At 60.9% G+C, this 18,451-nt stretch carries 20 protein-coding genes; 7 read left to right on the top strand and 13 right to left on the bottom strand.

Translation table 11 applies throughout. From position 1 onward, the window contains the following. Positions 1-943 precede the first annotated feature (943 nt). The gene (locus M0D65_RS18375) at positions 944-2,668 is read left to right on the top strand and encodes a c-type cytochrome (protein ID WP_266253950.1); all 1,725 of its coding nucleotides are present in this window, start codon (positions 944-946) and stop codon (positions 2,666-2,668) included. A 71-nt stretch (positions 2,669-2,739) separates the two neighbouring features. Here M0D65_RS18375 and pqqE read toward each other — a convergent pair whose 3' ends face one another. From pqqE to pqqA, 6 genes are all read right to left on the bottom strand, one after another. Continuing rightward, a complete protein-coding gene (gene pqqE / locus M0D65_RS18380) occupies positions 2,740-3,921 on the bottom strand; it encodes a pyrroloquinoline quinone biosynthesis protein PqqE (protein ID WP_266253951.1) in 1,182 nt (393 codons plus the stop codon). 2 nt (positions 3,922-3,923) lie between these two features. Further along, positions 3,924-4,214, bottom strand: coding sequence for a pyrroloquinoline quinone biosynthesis peptide chaperone PqqD (pqqD, locus tag M0D65_RS18385; RefSeq protein WP_266253952.1), 291 nt, complete (start codon positions 4,212-4,214; stop codon positions 3,924-3,926). Beyond that, on the bottom strand, positions 4,211-4,918 hold the full coding sequence (gene pqqC / locus M0D65_RS18390; protein ID WP_266253953.1) for a pyrroloquinoline-quinone synthase PqqC: 708 nt from the start codon (positions 4,916-4,918) through the stop codon (positions 4,211-4,213). Before pqqC ends, pqqD begins: the two co-directional genes overlap by 4 nt. An 11-nt stretch (positions 4,919-4,929) precedes the next feature. After that, entirely contained in the window at positions 4,930-5,850 is a 921-nt protein-coding gene (gene pqqB, locus M0D65_RS18395; protein ID WP_266253954.1) for a pyrroloquinoline quinone biosynthesis protein PqqB, read from the bottom strand. Then, positions 5,847-6,851 carry an alpha/beta fold hydrolase gene (locus M0D65_RS18400; protein WP_266253955.1) on the bottom strand — a complete coding sequence of 335 codons (1,005 nt, stop codon included), beginning with the start codon at positions 6,849-6,851 and terminating at the stop codon, positions 5,847-5,849. Before M0D65_RS18400 ends, pqqB begins: the two co-directional genes overlap by 4 nt. 124 nt (positions 6,852-6,975) lie before the next feature. Continuing rightward, positions 6,976-7,050 carry a pyrroloquinoline quinone precursor peptide PqqA gene (gene pqqA / locus M0D65_RS18405; RefSeq protein ID WP_091012800.1) on the bottom strand — a complete coding sequence of 25 codons (75 nt, stop codon included), beginning with the start codon at positions 7,048-7,050 and terminating at the stop codon, positions 6,976-6,978. A gap of 438 nt (positions 7,051-7,488) precedes the next feature. Between pqqA and M0D65_RS18410 the strand changes: the two genes are divergently transcribed. From M0D65_RS18410 to M0D65_RS18420, 3 genes are all read left to right on the top strand, one after another. Further along, positions 7,489-7,881 (top strand): nuclear transport factor 2 family protein, encoded by a 393-nt coding sequence (locus tag M0D65_RS18410; RefSeq protein ID WP_266253956.1) that lies wholly within the window; start codon positions 7,489-7,491, stop codon positions 7,879-7,881. 73 nt (positions 7,882-7,954) lie between these two features. Then, positions 7,955-8,974, top strand: coding sequence for a MerR family transcriptional regulator (locus M0D65_RS18415; protein WP_266253957.1), 1,020 nt, complete (start codon positions 7,955-7,957; stop codon positions 8,972-8,974). 100 nt (positions 8,975-9,074) lie between these two features. Beyond that, positions 9,075-9,671 (top strand): polysaccharide deacetylase family protein, encoded by a 597-nt coding sequence (locus M0D65_RS18420; RefSeq protein WP_266253958.1) that lies wholly within the window; start codon positions 9,075-9,077, stop codon positions 9,669-9,671. On the opposite strand, the gene M0D65_RS18425 is transcribed toward M0D65_RS18420, so the two are convergent. Further along, the gene (locus M0D65_RS18425; RefSeq protein ID WP_266254162.1) at positions 9,668-10,636 is read right to left on the bottom strand and encodes a phosphotransferase enzyme family protein; all 969 of its coding nucleotides are present in this window, start codon (positions 10,634-10,636) and stop codon (positions 9,668-9,670) included. The genes M0D65_RS18420 and M0D65_RS18425 overlap by 4 nt on opposite strands. A 52-nt stretch (positions 10,637-10,688) precedes the next feature. On the opposite strand from M0D65_RS18425, the gene M0D65_RS18430 reads away from it, so the two are divergent. Continuing rightward, positions 10,689-11,354 (top strand): cephalosporin hydroxylase family protein, encoded by a 666-nt coding sequence (locus M0D65_RS18430; RefSeq protein ID WP_266253959.1) that lies wholly within the window; start codon positions 10,689-10,691, stop codon positions 11,352-11,354. On the opposite strand, the gene M0D65_RS18435 is transcribed toward M0D65_RS18430, so the two are convergent. Genes M0D65_RS18435 through M0D65_RS18455 form a run of 5 tightly spaced genes read right to left on the bottom strand, consistent with a single transcriptional unit; the run spans position 11,311 to position 16,195 of the window. After that, positions 11,311-12,516 carry a glycosyltransferase gene (locus M0D65_RS18435; RefSeq protein ID WP_266253960.1) on the bottom strand — a complete coding sequence of 402 codons (1,206 nt, stop codon included), beginning with the start codon at positions 12,514-12,516 and terminating at the stop codon, positions 11,311-11,313. The genes M0D65_RS18430 and M0D65_RS18435 overlap by 44 nt on opposite strands. 7 nt (positions 12,517-12,523) lie before the next feature. Then, the gene (locus M0D65_RS18440; RefSeq protein WP_266253961.1) at positions 12,524-13,576 is read right to left on the bottom strand and encodes an asparagine synthase-related protein; all 1,053 of its coding nucleotides are present in this window, start codon (positions 13,574-13,576) and stop codon (positions 12,524-12,526) included. Next, positions 13,573-14,451 carry a radical SAM protein gene (locus M0D65_RS18445; protein ID WP_266253962.1) on the bottom strand — a complete coding sequence of 293 codons (879 nt, stop codon included), beginning with the start codon at positions 14,449-14,451 and terminating at the stop codon, positions 13,573-13,575. The genes M0D65_RS18440 and M0D65_RS18445 overlap by 4 nt, the downstream gene beginning before the upstream one ends. Before the next feature lies 1 nt (position 14,452). Continuing rightward, a complete protein-coding gene (locus M0D65_RS18450; protein ID WP_266253963.1) occupies positions 14,453-15,445 on the bottom strand; it encodes a phosphotransferase enzyme family protein in 993 nt (330 codons plus the stop codon). Further along, complete coding sequence (locus M0D65_RS18455) at positions 15,446-16,195, bottom strand: hypothetical protein (protein WP_266253964.1); 750 nt, start codon at positions 16,193-16,195, stop codon at positions 15,446-15,448. It lies immediately after the preceding gene. Positions 16,196-16,451: 256 nt separating this feature from the next. Here M0D65_RS18455 and M0D65_RS18460 point away from each other — a divergent pair, with 256 nt between their 5' ends. Continuing rightward, positions 16,452-17,132: a M24 family metallopeptidase gene (locus M0D65_RS18460; protein ID WP_266254163.1), complete on the top strand. Its 681-nt coding sequence runs from the start codon at positions 16,452-16,454 to the stop codon at positions 17,130-17,132. Positions 17,133-17,370: 238 nt separating this feature from the next. Next, positions 17,371-17,985: a phosphotransferase gene (locus tag M0D65_RS18465; protein WP_266253965.1), complete on the top strand. Its 615-nt coding sequence runs from the start codon at positions 17,371-17,373 to the stop codon at positions 17,983-17,985. A gap of 22 nt (positions 17,986-18,007) precedes the next feature. Here M0D65_RS18465 and M0D65_RS18470 read toward each other — a convergent pair whose 3' ends face one another. Continuing rightward, on the bottom strand, positions 18,008-18,394 hold the full coding sequence (locus tag M0D65_RS18470; protein WP_266253966.1) for a VOC family protein: 387 nt from the start codon (positions 18,392-18,394) through the stop codon (positions 18,008-18,010). Positions 18,395-18,451 lie beyond the last annotated feature (57 nt).

Consider the following 18,451-nt stretch of genomic DNA (forward strand, 5'->3'; position numbering starts at 1 on the left):
CCTAGGTACGGGAGTTCGAGACACCAAAGGGTGAGGTGTTGAAAATATTATGCCTAATATTACTAATTGGAAGGCGACGAGATTGTGACCGAACACGCGTGGCGGCTGGGACATGCGAGCCGAATATTCGGGGCTACGCTGGGTTGTGCGGCACGCGTCGTCACGGAGGACGGACGGCGAAGTACGAGCGGCTACGAACATTAGCGGTCGCACCGGGTTCGTCGAACAAGCGTCGTTCGTCACTTGCGGCTACGAAAAACTCGACTACAAGGACGAGGCAATTGCTAAAGAAATTTCAAGGTCGCTTAGCGAGGGCCACTGAATTTTCCAAGCCAATTCGCATGACTTTCATCGTTTGCGAATTCAATTGCCTTTAGTAAATCGATACACCTAAGACTCAACTACCTAAGATAGTCTAAAGACGATCACACTGCATCCAGTTTCCTGGATTTTCCCCCGGATTTCCTGGATTTTTCTACGACTTTTCATTCGATTTTTCATAGTCCTCGATTGCATTGCGCACACTATGTTCCTTCTCTGACGCGCTCTCGCTTTTCACCTATACTGGACAGACCCGATTCTTTGAGTCGGGTCTTTTTGCTTCAATTCAGCTTTTCAATCTGGAATCGGAAGTCTTTGCGCACTTGCCTGTCGTAGAGAGAGGCGAGGGCACTTTGCGAATTCTAAAGAATGAGGTCATCACAGATGACATCATGGAGACAGGCCCATGCGGGCATACCGCATGGGCTGCTGATGGCTGAACCATTACCGGCGACCGGTGCCACCGAGCGTACCGTTTCGTCGCATTCCCCTACCGCCTGTTCCGTTTGTTCCGCTTGTTCAATTCGCTACCCGTCTTAGGGAGGCTACTTCAATGCGTGTTCCGTCTGCGTCAACCGTTGGTTTTCTCACCCGACTAGCCAGTGCAGCAGGCCTGGCAGCCGTGTCGCTGGCCCTTGTGCCGACAGTTCATCTGGTCAAACCGGTCGAGGCAGCCGAAAGCGCCGCGACCTGCAATAACGCGGCAACCGGCATCTCGTTGCCCGCGGGTTTCTGCGCGACAGTTTTTGCCGACAATCTTGGCCATGTGCGACAAATGGCGGTCGCTGCGGACGGCACGCTCTACGTCAACATGTGGAGCGGCACCTATTACCAGGAGAACACGCCACCTGACGGCGGCTACCTCGTCGCGCTAAAGGACACTAAAGGCGTGGGGCAGGCGGATGTGATCCAGCATTTCGGCGAGACCGCTGCAGAAGGCGGTCACGGCGGCACTGGCCTCAAGCTTTATAACAACGCGGTCTACGCCGAAAGCAACGATCGCATCATGCGTTATGCGCTCAAGAGCGGCGATGTCGCGCCAAGCGGTAAAGGCGAAGTCATCGTGTCCGGCATGCCGGTGACCGGCGATCATCCGATGCACCCGATTGCGATCACCCCCAAGGGTGATCTGCTGGTCGATCTCGGCTCGGCGACCAACGCGTGCGAGAAGCAGAACCGCACGCCGCATTCGCCAGGCAATCAGCCATGTACCGAGAAGGAAACGCGCGCCGGCATCTGGCGTTACGACGCGAACAAGACCGGTCAAACGTTCTCGGCCGCCGAACGCTATATCAGCGGTCTGCGCAACGGAGAAGGGATTGCGCTCGACGGCGCGGGTCGGGCTTTCTCGACGCAGCATGGTCGCGATCAGCTTCACGAAGACTGGCCGGAGCGCTTCACCGCGAAGGAAGGCCAGGAGCTGCCGGCTGAAGTCATCGTCGAGTTGAAGCAAGGTGCCGACTACGGCTGGCCCGAATGCTATTACGACGGCACGAAGAAGAAGCTGATGCTGGCACCGGAATACGGCGGCGATGGAAAGAAGATCGGACTGTGTGCGAATCGCACATGGCCGGTCGCTGCATTTCCAGGTCACTGGGCGCCGAACGACCTGACGTTCTATGAAGCGCAAAGCGGCTTCCCGAGCGCATACCGCGGCGGTGCATTTGTTGCCTTTCACGGCTCGTGGAATCGGGCACCGGCGCGTCAAGGCGGCTACAACGTGGTGTTTCAGCCGTTCCGCGACGGCAAGGGTGTCGGCAACTACGTGATCTTTGCCGATGGCTTCGCGGGGGCCGTAAAGGAGCCGGGGCAAGCGGCGTTTCGTCCGACCGGTCTCGCAGTGGCACCTGATGGCGCACTCTTCATCTCCGACGATGTCCACGGTCGCATCTGGCGCGTGACTTATAGCGGCGATGCGAATGCACCGATTGCTGCCGCACCGACGCCGACAGCCGCACAGTCGGCGTCCGGTTCGCAGTTGCCGCCTGAAGGCATCCATCCGGACGCGGGCAAACCGACCGCCGGTTTGCCTGTGCCGCCGGGCTCATCGAAAGCCGAAGTCGAACTCGGCGAGCGCGTGTTCCTCGGCCAGGTGGGCGGTGCGACCTGTGCCGGTTGCCATGGCTCGAACGGCAAAGGTTCGGGGATCGGTGCGGATCTGACGAAGGGCACATGGCTGTGGAGCGATGGCAGCCTGTCGGGTCTTGGCGAGACGATCGCCAAAGGTGTCGCGCATCCGAAGGAACACAGCGACCTGATGCCGCCGATGGGTGGCGTGCAACTGTCGCAGAAGGACCTTAAGGCCGTGACCGCCTATGTGTGGGCGATCGGGCACCAAGGGCAGTAATGCCTCTCGGTTCAGGCGCATCGTTCGACGATGTGCCTGAACCGAAGCAGTCGAACGTCGCTTGTTGAGTCTTAGGGCTGGCCAGTTGCAGGCGTAGCGGTCAGCCGACGCGAATTGGCATCGTTGCGAAACAGGATCGGTTGTTCGCGCGGTTGCATGGCGGCGTTTGAATCCGCCGTCGTTGCAGCGCGACGCACAACCTGCACCACCGTGTCGTGCGACGGCGACTTGTCGCACACCGGATCGGCATTCGCTGCGTCGCCGGTCAGCATGTACGCCTGGCAGCGGCAACCTCCCAGGTCGCGCTCTTTCTCGTCGCAACTGCGGCACGGCTCTTTCATCCAGTCGAGGCCGCGAAAGCGGTTGAACGCCGCGCTTTCATACCAGATCTCGCGCAGCGGCATCTGCGTCACGTTCGGAAAATCGAGTCCCGGCAGGCTGCGCGCGCTATGGCAAGGTAGCGCGGCGCCGTCGGGTGCAATGCCTAAGAACACCGCGCCCCAGCCATTCATGCAACGCTTCGGGCGACGCTCGAAATAATCCGGCACGACAAAGAAGATCTTGCAGCGGTCTCCGTGTGTGCGGCGATAACGCTCTACGACGGCCTCGGCTTCGTCGAGTTGCTCGCGCGTCGGCATCAGTTGCGCCTGGTTCGTGTGCGCCCAGCCGTAATACTGCGTGTTCGCCAGCTCGAGGTATTCGGCGCCCATCGCGAGCGCCATGTCGATAATCTTGTCGACGTGCGGAAGATTGAAGCGATGCAGCACGCAGTTCAGCACCATCGGAAAGCCGTGCTGCTTGATCGATGTGGCGACTCGCTGCTTGAGGTCGAAGGTGCGCGTGCTGCTCAGGAAATCGTTCAGTTCCTGCGTCGAATCCTGGAACGACAGCTGGATGTGATCGAGGCCCGCGGCCTTCAGGTCGCCAAGCCGTTTGTCGGTGAGGCCGACGCCGGAGGTGATCAGATTGGTGTAGAAGCCGAGTTCGCGCGCTTCTTTCACGAGCACTTCGAGATCATCGCGCACGAGTGGTTCGCCGCCAGAAAACCCGAGCTGCGCGGCGCCGAGTGCGCGAGCCTGGCGCAGTACGTCGATCCATTGCGCGGTGTCGAGTTCGCGGTTGTGCTCCGTATAGTTGACAGGGTTGTAGCAGAACGCGCAATGCAACGGACAGCGATAGGTGAGCTCGGCCAGCAGCCACAGCGGTGGTGCTATACCGGTGGTTGTAACAACGGGCGCTGAAGAATCGTTCATCGCTATTCCAGCCAGCCGTGCGCCTGTGCATCGACGAGAAACGCACGCACTTCGGTACCGAGCCCGGTCGTATTGAACGCGAGCTCCAGATCGGCGATCAGCGTGTCCACGTCGCGTGTGCCGTCGCAGCGCTTGAGGATTTCCGCAGCGCTCTGATTGAGCTTCACCATACCCTCGGGATACAGCAGCACATGCGCGTTCTGCGCCGGCTCCCATTGCAGACGAAACAGCGTCTTGATCTTCGGACGATGAAGCGTCGGCTCATCGCCGGCGGTGTGTGACAGATTGTTCATTGCGGAAAGGCCTTTTCGATCGAGTCCAGCATGGTCCACAGGATGTCGAGCTTGAACTGCAGGATCTCGAGTGCGCGTTCCTGCTGCTCGTGTCGCTTGAAATAATCGAGCGTGACTTCGAGCCCGTGCTGCACGTCGCGCTGTGCCAGCGAAATGCGCGAACGGAAATAGGCGAGACCCGCGGGATCGATCCACGGATAATGCTCCGGCCAGCTCGCAAGCCGGTCGCGATGCACCTGCGGCGCGAACATCTCGGTCAGCGACGAACAGACCGATTCCTGCCACGGAGCGCGGCGCGCGAAGTTCACGTAGGCATCGACGGCAAAACGCACGCCTGGCGTCACATGTTCGAGCGACCACAGTTCGTCGCGCGACAAACCGACCGCGTCGGCAAGACGCGCCCATGTTTCGATGCCGCCTTCCTCGTCGCCGTAGCCGTCGTGGTCGAGAATGCGCAGCACCCAGCGGCGGCGCGTCTCGCGATCCGTGCAGTTCGACAGGACCGCTGCGTCTTTCAGCGGAATGTTGATCTGATAGTAGAAACGGTTCGCAACCCAGCCGCGAATCTGTTCACGCGAACAGCCGCCGCTATTCATCTTCACGTTGAACGGATGATGGATGTGATAAGCGGTGCCCTTTGCACGCAACTGCGCTTCGAATTCGTCGCGCGTCCAGGCGGGTTGCGTAGCGTCCTCTGCGTTCATGCCGTCTCCGTTCATAGTTCGAAGGTCATCCCGTCATAGGCGACTTCGATCCCGTGTTCGGCCAGCACGCGCCGTTCGGGACCATCCTCGACGAGGATCGGGTTTGTGTTGTTGATATGAATCAGCACCTTGCGCGCGCGACCGGTGCCAAGCGAGTCGAGTACCTCGATCATGCCGCCCGGGCCCGACTGCGGCAGATGGCCCATGTCGGCGGCGCTCTTCTTCGACAGACCGAGACGGATCATTTCGTCGCCGGTCCATAGCGTACCGTCGACCAGCAGCAAGTCTGCTTCGCGCATTGCCGCAAGCACGTGTGACTCGATCGCGCCGAGGCCCGGCGCGTAGAACACGCGCTTGCCGGATTTCAAGTCGGTGATCATGAGGCCGATGTTGTCGCCACGTTCAGGCGCATTGCGGTGCGGTGAATACGGTGGCGCTTTACTCGACAGCGGCAGTGCGTCGATCTGCACGTCGGGCAATGGGGCGACCGCAAGGGGCGCATCGCCGAGTGCGATGCGGCGATGCTCGACGCCGCAGTAGTGCGACAGGATCGGGCCGACCGGGAAGCCGCTGGACAGGTCTTGCCATACCGCATCGGTGGCGTACAGCGGCAGCGGTGTGTCGCGTTCGCGCAGCATCAGCAGGCCGGTGACGTGGTCGATCTGTGCATCCATGACGAGCACGGCGGCAATGCCGCTGTCGCGTGCGCGGCGAGCCGGCTGCAATTCCGGATGAGCGGCGATCTGCGCGAGCAGATCGGGCGATGCGTTGACGAGCAGCCAGTCATCGCCATTCGTGCTGATGGCGATCGACGACTGGGTGCGGCGAGTCGCCTTCAGCGTACCGCGCCGCACGCCGTCGCAATTGCGGCAATTGCAGTTCCATTGCGGAAAACCGCCGCCCGCCGATGAGCCGAGTACCTTGATCTTCATGCTGCGCGGCGCACGGCGCGCCCCTCGTGAACGGATGGGATGAACATCGTTTCGAGCGCGCGGGCAACGCGTTCGTGCAGCGCCGGGTCGCTTGCCAGATGACCCGCGCCAGGCACGTATTCAATCTGCGCCGTGGGAACTGCATGCGCAAGGCGCCGCAGATTGTCTCGCGGACAGACCGGATCGCGCGTACCGTGTACGGCCGCAAGCGGTACGCCGGTCCTGGCGGCATTGCGCGCGAGTTCAAGCAGACGGGTTTCGCCGAGCCAGCAGCGATGCGCGAGGTAGTGTGCCTGGATGCGGTATTTGCCGATCAACCGGCGGGTTTCGCGCGGCGAGGCTGCCGCCGCTGAATGCATCTGACGCGCATCGCGACGACCCAGCACGGCCTCTTCATAGTGGCGCCACGCAAGCGCGACCGCGCGTTGCTGTGCCGGATTTGCGCCGTCTTGCAGCGCCGTATGACAGCGGGAGAGCAAAGCGGCGGGTCGATCACAACGCGCCGCAACGCACAGTCGGGACGACGCGCGCGGCGCGCGGCGGCGCGATCTGACGAAGAGACCGCGCACTTCGCGTGCAGAAGTCAGGAATAGTCCGCGCAGCACGACGCCTAGCACCGCTTGTGGATGCTGCCCTGCGTACGCAAGCGCAAGAGCGGCTCCCCACGATCCACCGAGCACGCCCCAGCGTTCGAAGCCAAGCCGCATGCGAATCGCTTCGAGATCGTCGATCAGGTGGTCAGTGCGGTTATGACGGATGCTGCCGTGCGGGGTCGAGGCGCCAGTGCCGCGCTGATCGATCAACACGACTCTGAAGCGCGCCAGATCGAAGAGCCGCAATGCGCCAGGCTGACTGCCGCTACCCGGGCCGCCGTGCAGAACGGCGATTGGCACACCATCGGCAGCGCCTGCTATCGCGAACGACACGCGATGGCCATCGCGTGTGCGCAGCGTGTCGATCTCAAGTGGGGGCTTTGCTTGCCGCGGGCTGGGCTTCGTCATGGAGACATCCTTGCGAGCGGCTTGTCGTGATCGGTTGATCGATGCACTAGTGTGTTTCCGCCATGCAAGCGCTGCGGTAACACGTTCCGCAGAAGGGCCGCATACCGCTGCGGCCCATACAGGCTTAACGCGTTGCGATATACATCGTGATTTCGAAGCCTAGACGGATATCGGTGTAGCTAGGAGTTGTCCATTGCATCGTTGCGTTCCTCCGTGTGACTAATACAGATTTGTCGCCGTCGGCCCGGCGCGATACCGGGCTTCATGGGCGCTCGACAGCACGCAAGCTCCATGCCCAACACTGCTTTGCACGGTACTTCCGTATGATTACACCGCGTAGCGCGGCGAAAACCTGGCAAGGTGTTCGATCGTTGTCGTGCGGTTTGCATCGTCGCGCGACGAACGTGATTCAACGATTGCTCTAGCGTACCCGAAAATGCGCTTGCCGATACGCGGTCAATCGTTCCACTTGGCGTGTCTGTTCGGAAACAATCGAATTGCGATCACACGAGAACCTTCTTCATGAATGCGACGAGGGCCAGTCATAGCCGCAGAAGATATCCGCTCGAAAAATTGATATTGTTGCACGGGGCTGCGTTAGAGACGTCCCTCAAAATCCTCCTTTGCGACCAACACCATGACTACCGCTTCCGACACCGCCGCTCATGTGGTTCAAGAGTTCTGGCGTCTCATGGCTACCAACAATTTCCCCAGCGTCGCAGCGGTTCTGGCCGACGACTTTGTCCTCGAGTACCCACAATCGAAAGAGCGCATTCGCGGCGCGGCTAATTTTGCCCAGTTCAATGCGCAATACCCGGCGCATGGCCCGTGGGTTTTCACGATCAACCGGATCGTGGGAAATGGGCAGGAGGCGGTGTCGGACGTACTCGTCACCGATGGCGTCCAGCGTGCTCGCGCAATCTCGTTCTTTACGGTCGAGTACGGCAAAATTGTCCGTATGGTGGAATTCTGGCCCGAGCCCTACGAGCCGCCACTCGATCGCCCACAGTTTGTCGAGCGCATCGAATAAGAAAGCCAAACCGCTTGACCCTCACGTAACGTAAGGTTCTAGCCTTCATCGTGCGCACTGAACGGAGGCTTGCATGCTCTTGAAAGTAGGGGAACTGGCGAAGAAGAGCGGACTGACCGTCCGCACGCTGCATCACTACGACGCCATTGGCCTGCTTGTCCCTTCGGCGCGCGCCGATAACGGCTACCGGCTGTACAACCGCGACGACATTGCCCGGCTCCATCGGATCCAGGCGTTGCGCGGCTTCGGTCTTTCGCTGGCCGACATCGGCGCTTATCTAGCCCAGCCCGACACACCGCTTGCCGACCTCGTCGCGCGTCAGATCGCGATGCTCGACGGGCAGATCGACGAGGCGGCGCGCCTGCGCGACCGTCTCCAGGAACTGCATCGCACGTTGATGGACGGCAAGGAGCCCGAGCTGGCCGACTGGCTCAATACGCTGGAGTTGATGACGATGTTCGACCGCTACTTTTCTCAAGAAGAACTGGACCGCCTGCCGATGTATCGCAAGACGCAGACGCAATCCCCCGAATGGACGGAGCTCGTCGCGCAGGTGCGCGCGCTGATGGATGCGGGCGTGCCGCCCGCCGATGAACGTCCACGCGCGCTCGCGGACCGCTGGATGACGCTGCTCGCGCACGACACCAACAACGATCCGCGCATGCTCGCCAAGCTTAATTACATGCACGACAACGAGCCTGCAATGCAGGCAAGCATCGGCATTTCGCCCGAGTTGCGCGATTACGTGGTGCGCGCTTTCGGCGAATCGAAGATGGCGGTCTATGAGCGCTATCTGTCGCCCGAGGAATTTGCGTTTCTGCGCGCGAACTACGGCAAGCGCGCGATGGAATGGCCGCAATTGATGGCCGATGTGCGCGACGCAATCGACGCAGGCGCCACCCCCGATTCGCCACAAGCACGCGAGCTGGCGCTGCGGTGGATGGAGCTGTTTCGCAGCTACGCTGGCGACGATCCGGCGACGCATGCGAAGTTTCGCCAGGCGCTGCAGAACGAGCCCGAGTTGACGAAAGGATCGTGGGCAGATGAGACGTTGCTTGGGTTTATGCGCGAGGCGATGAGGCGGCTCGCATAGCTATCGAGCGGGCACGACAGGGCGACACGATCGGGATTGCGTTATCGTGTTCGCTCGCTCGACTTTTCGAGTCTGCAACACGGTCATCCCGATGATGAACATGTCAACGCGATTGAGCTTCGACGACGGACCAGGACCATCGACGCCGGCATTGCTCGATGTATTGCGCGACGCCTCGTGTCAGGCGACGTTCTTTCTGCTCGGAAAAAATCTGGCCGGATCACTCGACGTTGCAGCGAGGATGGTTCGGGAAGGGCATGTGCTCGGCAATCATACTTACTCGCATGCCCGGCCCGGTGTGTTGCCGGACGTTGAGTTGATCGATGAGATCGAGCGGACCGATGCATTGATCCTTGAGGCTTATCGGCTTGCCGGTGTTCCCAAGCCTGCTTCCATTCCGTTACGTCTTCCCTACGGGACGGATTCGCAGGATGTTCGTCTTAACGTTCTTGCGCGTCTTGCGCGTAGTCATACGGGCTGGACGGCAATACTCGACGATTGGCGTCGGCCTGCGCCATCGCCAGATGCGTTGCTCGGCGCCATGCGTCGTCATATTGGCGAACGCGTTGCGCAAGGGCTTGATGTGCTTCTATGCCTGCACGACAGTTCACGGTATGCCGAAGCGCATCCCGCAACGGTAGAGGCAGTGCGATTGCTGCTAAACAAGCCCGACTGGCAACTCGGTCGGCGTCTCTAACGCTCCAGCGGGACGTCGCTCCGTAACTGCTGCCAGCATCCAAGGAACCCCATGCCGGGGCCGGGCGTCCACAGGTGGCGTTGCGCGGCCTCCAGATGGATCAACACCTGGTCCGCGCAGAACAGATACATGAGCGCATCGCGGTGCTCGTGCATCCGGTCCGATGCAGTTGTATCCGGCCAGCCCTCGGCGTAAGCACGCAATCCCATGTCCCAAAGCTTGACGTCGTAGACGAAGCGATCTTCGACGGTCGTGTCGCGTGAAAGCGCGAACAGTGCAAAGGCAGCTTCCAACCCATGTGCGCCTTGCCCGACATCGTCGAAATCGAGGATGCCGCGTACGTTTCCATCGATGAACAACAGGTTGCCCGCGTGATAGTCGCCGTGCAGCCAATGCGTCGGCTCGGTTGTCCAGGCGCCGCGCGCGGCAGCGGCCGCGAGATGTGCACCGATGCGTTGCAACAGCAAGTCGTACTGTTCGAGCAGGAGCACGGGCAAAGGTGGTGCTGGCCGCGCGGCAACGCGTGCATAGCGTGTGTTTAGCCAGGCGAGCGGGCTCGATTCGCTTGCGGGTATCGTTGCCATCGCGGCGTGCAGATGCGCAAGCGTACGCATGGCATCGACGACACCTCGCTGCGCATCGTCAGGTAGACCGGCGCTACCGGGAATGTGCTCGAAGAGATGTAGCCAGCTTCCATCGGCAGTCTGGATGTAGGGCTGTGCAGTGACGGTCGGTTGCGACCGGGGTAACGCGGGAAGGTGAGGCGCCGAAGCGACGTAGTCGAGTGCCGACTTCTCGCACCGAACCTGCTCGACGGATTTACCGGGCCACGAAACGCGCAACACCGCCACGCGCGAATCGCAATGGACGAGATACGATTTGTTAGTATGGCCCGACGATAGCAGTTGCAATCGTGCCTGCACGATGCCCCAGTGCCGGTGAAGAAGAGATTCGAGCGTTTCCACGACACTCATACTCATTGCCTTGATCATGTCTGATGAGCGAATTTCGGCCCGCATGCGGGACATCAATATCGAATGGCTGACGCGTGCAGCCGAATTCGATCACCTGTTTCAGACGCGCTGGCTCGGTGAGCGGTTCTTTCACCTGCCCGGCGACATGCTCGCCATCCAGGAACTGGTCTGGCGCGTACGCCCCGAATGTATCGTACAGACGGGCATCGCGGCAGGCGGTGGCGTGGTTTTCTCCGCCTCGATGCTCGAACTGGTGGGCGGCGACGGCCGCGTCGTCGCCGTCGAGCCGCGTCTGCGCGAAGAGGTCAGGCAACGTCTACAGGCGCATCGCCTTGCCCATCGCATGGTATTGATCGAAGGTGAATCGTGCTCGGCCGCGACGTTAGCGTCGGTTCGGGAACGGATCGAGGGTTGTTCGTCCGTGATGGTGATCCTCGATCTGACGCATACCCACGAGCATGTTTTGCGCGAACTCGATAGCTACGCCGGACTGGTCACGCCCGCCAGTTACGTCATCGTCATGGACACCATCATGGAATACCTGCCCGAGCGGGTGTTCGATGGCAAGCCCTACGGACGCGGCAACAATCCCGCCACCGCCGTGCAGGCATTCCTCGCCCGCGACGAGCGCTTCGAAGTCGATGGCGAGATCGAAGACCGCGTGCTCATGACGTTGTCGCCCGGCGGTTTCCTGAAGCGAGTTCGCTGATCAGGCTGGCGGCTTGCGCCGATCCGTCGCGTTGGTAGCTGGCCGCAATCTTTGCGGCGTGCTCGCGCAGCGGACCGGGACGCAGCAGATCGTCGATTGCATCGGCGATATCCCGCACGGTTGCGCGCTCCAGATCCAGACAGCGCCCAGCGCCCGCCTGTTCGACAAAATGAGCGGAATGGAACTGGTCGTTACAGAACGGCGAGAGCAACATGGGGACGCCGCATGCCAGCGCTTCCATCACGGAGTTGGCGCCGCCATGGTTGATGAATGCCTGCGTTTGTTGCAGCAGCGCCAGTTGCGGTGCATAACGTACCGCGATGACGCGATCGTCTACTGTAGGCAATAGATCGCTATCGATCAGTTCGCCAACGGAGAGCACCAGTTGCGCAGATGTTCCGCGCGTCGCTTCGATGACCTTGGCGAACAGCTCCGGCTGATAGTAAAGCTGGCTGCCCAGCGACATGTAGACGAGCGGCCTGGCAGAGTCGAGGCGTTCCCACGGAAACGGCGTCTCGTCGCCGCGCGGGCCTGTCGGTAACGCCGGACCGACCAGTTCGACACCTTGCGGCGCCGTGCCGACGAGGTCCTCGGTGGTGAAGGCAAGCGTCAGATGCGGGGAGAGAATGTCGCAGCCGCGAAAGCGCGCTTCGAGCCCATAGCGCGCGAACAGACGGTCGCGCTCCGGTGCGAGCCATCGCACTGTGCGCAGCAGGTCCGAGTCGAGATCGTCGGGTAGTACGGGGTTTAGAGAATTGGACATTGCGACCCACGGCAGTCCCTCCAGCTCCGCCGCGATCGCCGACGCGTAGAGCAGCGGATCGATCACCACCACATCGGGTTGCCACTCCCGCAGCACTGCGCGGATGCCGTCCACCTGTGCGGGTGTGTACTCGATCAGCAGCGTGTGGATCCAGCGTCGCAACCACGCGGCATCGCGAATGTTCGCCGCGAAGCTCGCGCCGCGCGACAGATCGTGGCGCTCGGGCGTTTCGCGCGGCCCGAGGAATGTGAACGTGCCGGCATGGTCGAGCTGCGCGCTGATATCGGCGGGCGCATAGAAGGCGACTTCGAAGCCCGCGGCCCGCAGATGCTGCGCGGGGCCGATGCAAGGGTTGACGTGGCCTTTCTCGGGCACCACGCAGAACAGGATCCGTTTCATAGTCGATTTATACCGGGCGAGACGTCGAGCCCAGGTGGTCCAGGATGAGTGTCAAGGTCGTCCACAGCACGCGTTCGGTGTCCGCTTGCAGCGTGGGAGCGGGGAGGTTCAGCGTTGCAGCGAGCGTGCGAATGCGTTCACGTTCGAGCAGCGGGTCGAGGTTCATCGCAGGTGCCAACCGGCCTCGCTTGGGGCCGTGTACGAGGCGATCGGGCAGGTTCAGGTGTGCGCCGAGATCGCGCAGACATTGCTTGTTCGGATCGGGGGCAAGGCTGATCAGATGTTCGACCACAGGTGTGTCTACGAACGGTGGATGCAGGCCCACAGAGGCGGCGCCGAACAACGCGTTGCACAGCGGCAGGTAGTTAGCCGACTGATCGCGGCGCAGCACCTGGTCGGCGCCGTCTCCGGAGATCACCAGCTCGATGCCGTCCTCGGCCATCGCTTCGGCCAGCAGCAGCTTGGCCACCGGATGCAGATTGAACATCGGCTCTTCGACAGCGTGCGTGGTTCTCGGCAGCGCGGCCACGAAGTCGGCTTCGCTGGCCTGGACGATTTTTACTTTGGCCTGCATGAGGTTCGCCAGCTCGAGCGCGGCGTCGCGCTCGCAATAGTCGGGCATGCCGGTGGCGAGGATGTACGAGGTCACGCGTTGCTGTGCCCCTAGCTCGCGCAGCAGTGCGAGCAGGAGTGCGGAATCGAGTCCGCCGCTTAGTGCGAGCGCTACTCGCTTGCCGCTGTCGAGTGCTCGTTGCAGGGATTCGCGCAGCACAGTTTCCAGATCGCCGCGCACTGGCTGAGAGGGTGCGTCTTGCACTTCCAGGCCATGTGCTGACTGGATCAGCGCATGGCCTGGAGGAACGGCCAGCACATCGCGCAACACGGTGCGTCCGACCAGGCGCTCGCCATTCAGGTAACCGGCGATGGCGGCAACGTCCGGTTCGCCGGCGCTTTCACCGGATTCCCGGAGCAGTTGCGAAATACCAGATGCCCATCTGCCGCTGCGCGGATGGTAGTGCAGGCGCTCAAAGCCGAAGAGGTCTCGCGTGCCGACGATCATGGGTAACGTGCCTTCAAGGCATCCAGTTCGATGCGCTTCATGATCCGATGTGGCGCTTGTGGCGCACTGCCGCCATGACAATGCAGACAGGCATCGAGTGGCGTTTCGCGCTGCAAATATGCCAGCAGCGCGTCGAGCATGTCGGCGTCGTCGCGCAGCGGTAAACCATCGGAACTGAAGTCCTGCGTGCCTTTATACAACGTCTGAAAATGCGCTGGACGCGTGCAGGTGTAGAACATGCCGTCGCGGATCATGTGGCAACGTTCGCGAATCCAGCAGTCGTGATAGATGCGCTGGACTTCGGCGATATCGGTGGCCGGCTGCGCGCGGTTCATCGTCGTGAACGAGTCTTGCACTTTCCAGTTCAGACGTACGTCGAAGCGCGCGGCCTGCGTTTCGATATGTGCGACCAGGTCGGGTGCGAGGCGTGGTTTGGGATAGCGCGAGATCGTCAGGGCATCGACTGCTTGCCAGAAAGTGTCGGGCATCTCGCCGAGTTGCAGGCCATTGGTGGTGACGGAAATGAGCGGTGCAATGCCCGTGTCGCGTACACATCCGATGATCTCGACAAGTTGCGGATGCAACAACGGCTCTCCGCCGACCAGCTTGAAGACACCGGGGTTCAGAACCTTGGCGGCTTTGCATAGATCGTCGGCGACCGAAGCCGGGCTCGCGTACCAGGCGGGCAGCAACGGCGACAGCGAGCAGCATTCGGCGCAGGTCAGGTTGCAATGGTCGACGATATGCGCTTCCAGCGAACGTGTCTGCACGCGTCCGGCGTGCACGCGATAGTTGCGTTCCATCGGCGGCGGAAAGACATGCTTTCGGCCGCCGGACGGTGTGGAGCTCGAGGGATCGTTTTCGTTTGCGTTCACGTTAGCTTCCCGGTTCGAGGCAACTGGAAAAGAAATTGACGAGGCGCTCGCGTGCGCCATCCATCGTCGACACCATCGTCATCGCGCCTTGCAGATGCGAGGCAAAGCGCGGTGGATCGTCCAACCAGCCTTGCAGTACCCAGAGTTTGAGCGCGTGTTGCAGGCAGGCGGCGTCGACGGCCCAGACCATGCGTTTGGGGTCCAGTGTCCGGACGCTCAGGTAGGCGCGCACGAATACCTCGGCCGACGCTGACGCCTCCAGCGGCAGATGGTTGAGACAACGGACGACCTCGAATTCGCGTGGTGCACCGATGGTTGCTTCCCAGTCGAGGATAACCGGCGGTAGCTTACCGTCGAACACATAGTTGAACTGGTTGTAGTCGTTGTGGATCGGGTGCTGGGGATCGTCGGCGGGAAAGGTTTCGATGCTGCCGGGGTAGTGCTGGTCGATCATGCGCAGGCAGGCATCGACGTAGCTGCGCACGCTTAAGGCGGTGCTTTCCGGCGGCACACGGTCAAGCGCTTCGATCAGGCTGCGGCGCACGTTGTCTGCGTCGATGGCGGTGAGGCGTGCGCCGATCGTGTCGAGTGTCGGCAGGTTCACGCTATCCAGACTCAGGTGCAACGCCGCCAGGCTCGCGCCGAGCGCGCCCCATTCGGCAGCGGTAAACGTTTCGTAGGTCCGGAATTGCCCTGCTTCCCAGCGCGTCAGCATCGCGTGTGCGTCGTGGCCCGTCCACACGGGTTCGCCGTCAGCCGTGCGTTGCAATGCTTGAATACGGAAGAGGGAATCGGCGTGTGTTTGCAGATGTGCGAGTACGGCGGCTTCTTTCTGCGCTCTTGCGTGTTGCTCGTTGGTGTAGAGCTTGACGGCCATGCTGCCGGCGTCGGTCGGTAGATGCCATACGCGCTCGCTGACCTGGCGCGCGGGTCCTTCGCGCTTCAGTGCGTAGGCGGCGCAGATTGCATCGAAGGTGGCAGTCCGCTCGCTCATTCAGATCTGCTCGGCAGGACCGTGGCGATACGGATGACCGCTCAGGAATGTGTTGTGGCCGACGTAGCGCAGCTTGTACATCGCGGGCCGGAACAACACCGAGGGGTCGTTGCTGGCGATGCCGAGCAGCGGGTATAGATCGCCTCTCACGAAGAAAGCGTTGTTGCCCATGTCGTCGCAACAGACGAGCTCATAGCCTTTGTTCTTGCCGAGGTGATAGAGCGATTCGAGGCTCGCGCCGTAGTAGGTCGAGCCATCCCACTCGTGATCCGGGTTGAAACACATGACCCAACGTTCGGGTGGCGTGTAGTACGGGTTGTATTCGATAACCACGATGCGCGGCTGGAAGGCATCGAGACCACGCCAGATCCAGTAATCGTTGCCGTCGATATCGATTGAGAGCAGATCGAAATCTTCAGGTACACCGGCCGTGGCGAGTAGCTCGTTTACCCCGTCAGGCTGGATGCGTTCGTGGCGTAGCTGGACGCTCTGTATGTCGCCGTAGTTGGCTTTGAGTTTTTCGTAACGGTAGCTGCTGCCTTCGACCAGCAAACCCTGCCACCCGGATTCGCGCAGCAGTAGCGCGGTGTTGCTGTTGCGCAGGCCGTCGCTTGCGCCGATGTCGACGCAAAAGCGGTTCGTCGGTGCGATCCGCTCCATCAGGCGAGACAGGATGCGCTCTTCGCATCCCTGCGCGTACAGGCTGGGTGCGAGGCCGGACAGGTCGACTGGAATAGGAGAGCCATGCATGGATGTTTGCGCGGCGCGGCGGTTGCTTGATCGGAAGGTAATGTACCTGAAATCGGGTGGGGCGGGACGCGGCGAGGATTCGGATTGTGACTGGCGAATCTGGATTGGGCCTCGTCTAATGCATAGGCCGCGGTGACTGACGTACGAACTGACCGGTTTCAGTTATTCGACAAGGACTTCGGGATCATCGACAATCGATGGATGAACGCGTCGGCATGTGTGCCCTGAAATCACGGAGTGAGTTTTGCCAATTCCATTGAATAGGTTCGTTCAGGCTGCGGCCAAAGAGGTCTTGCAACGGTTAGCTGAACACATAACACCCGAGTCGACGGAGGCCTCGATTGCAATAGCAGCGGCGGCTATGCTTGCCGATCGTGGGTACCCGGACACGTGGTACTACAGTTGCCCTGCGCTTGTTTTGCTGGGCTCTCGCAGTAAGGTTTCATTGTCGGGGCGCATCTACGAGCCCGGCAGCGAACCAGTCGGCTTGTGGAACCTGGTGACCGTTGATCTTAGTCCTCGAAGCGGGGATGTCTGGGGCGACTGTGCGCGATCGTTCTACGTCGAGGAAAGTGTCGCGCGCATAGAGCCGGTCTCCCCGGAGTTTGTGTCCGGATATGAGACGGAACGCCGTTTGCATCAGAAGATGCGTCTGTTCGTTCGTCCCGACACTTCTTTTCACGATCTGTATGAATTCGCCAATGAACAGATTCGTGTGGAAGGATTCGAGAACCTCGACTTCCTCGGTAATGTTGGCCACAGCATCTGCGCACGCAGGGACGACCGTCTATACATCGAAGCAGGGAACCATCGACGTCTGGGTGAGGTGGGATGCTTCACCTTTGAACCTCATATAAGTCAACCGGGTGGCCGTTGGGGTTTCAAGCACGAGAACATCTATTACTTTGATGATTCGGGTGCTGTGGTGGAACTGTGAGAACCGGCGAACGCGAATGAACGGCTGTCACTGTCCATAGATCGCAGCCTGACACCGTACGTGCCCGATAGTGCCCGCGAGACGGAGCCGTGGAGAAATGCTGCACGATGAAACGAATCCAGTCACCGAGCTCCCGCTAAGCGGAGGCCGATATACCGCAGGTGTCGTCCGCGTCGGAGATACCGTTCGCCGACCAGCCAGCTCGTCTTCGCCCTTTGTTCGAAGCCTCCTCCTGCACATGGAAACCGTCGGATGCCAATGCGTGCCTCGACATTTCGGTCAGGACGAATCTGGCCGCGACGTGCTCAGCTTTTTGCCAGGATGGGTGCCGCAGAAATTCCAGTACTTCGAAGACGAACAGATCGCTGCGGCAGGCGCGATGCTCCGATCGTTTCATGACGCCACCCGCGGGAGCGATCTAGCGGATGCGCAAGCAGCCGTGTGTCACCACGATCCCGGGCCGAACAACACCGTCTTTCAGAACGGGTTACCGATGGCCTTCATAGACTTCGACTTCGCCAAGCCCGGAGCGATTCTCGAGGATGTGGGTTATATGGCCTGGACGTGGTGCGTCTCATCCAAACCAGAGCGAGGGCCTGTCGAGCGACAGGCCGCGCAGTTGCGAGTACTTGCCAACGCGTATGGATTAGCGTCTCAGGATCGCCCCGGGCTCGTGACTGCAATGCTTCAGCGTCAGGCCCAAAACATTGCGTTCTGGAGCGAGCGAATCGATGCCTTCGAAGGAATTCCGACAAGCTCTGCGGAAATCCGCGAGCGTGTCGATTGGTCCCGACGTGAAATGGAATTCACCGGCGCCAATAGAGGGCTGTTCTTGAGCGCGATCGGGGCTTAACCACTCACTCGCGTGCGATCGCTCAGCCAGGCAGATGACAAACCGCCTCAATATTGTGCCCATCCGGATCCAGCACATAAGCGCCATAGTAGTCGGGGTGATAGTAAGCACGGATTCCCGGCGCCCCGTTATCACGTGCACCCACGGCGATAGCCGCCTGGTAGAACGCATCGACTGCCGCCCGGCTATCCACCCGAAACGCAATGTGAATGGGCGGGTGGTTCGGCGTGCCCCTGCCAATCCAGAATTCCGCCTTCCCCGGCGGCCCGAAACCCGCCACATCGGTGTCGCCGGTCACGCTCGCAGGGATTTCCATGATCTTGACGATACCGATGGCGCCGAGCGCCGCCGTATAGAACGCGAGACTCTTCGAATAGTCGCTGACTGTCACACCGGTGTGATCGATCATCTTTTCTCCGCTGATTGTGTGTTGTCCGGAATGGCAAGAATACCCAAGAATCCCTGC

Origin of the sequence: Paraburkholderia sp. CHISQ3, assembly GCF_030464945.1 — a bacterium.
GTDB lineage: Bacteria > Pseudomonadota > Gammaproteobacteria > Burkholderiales > Burkholderiaceae > Paraburkholderia > Paraburkholderia megapolitana.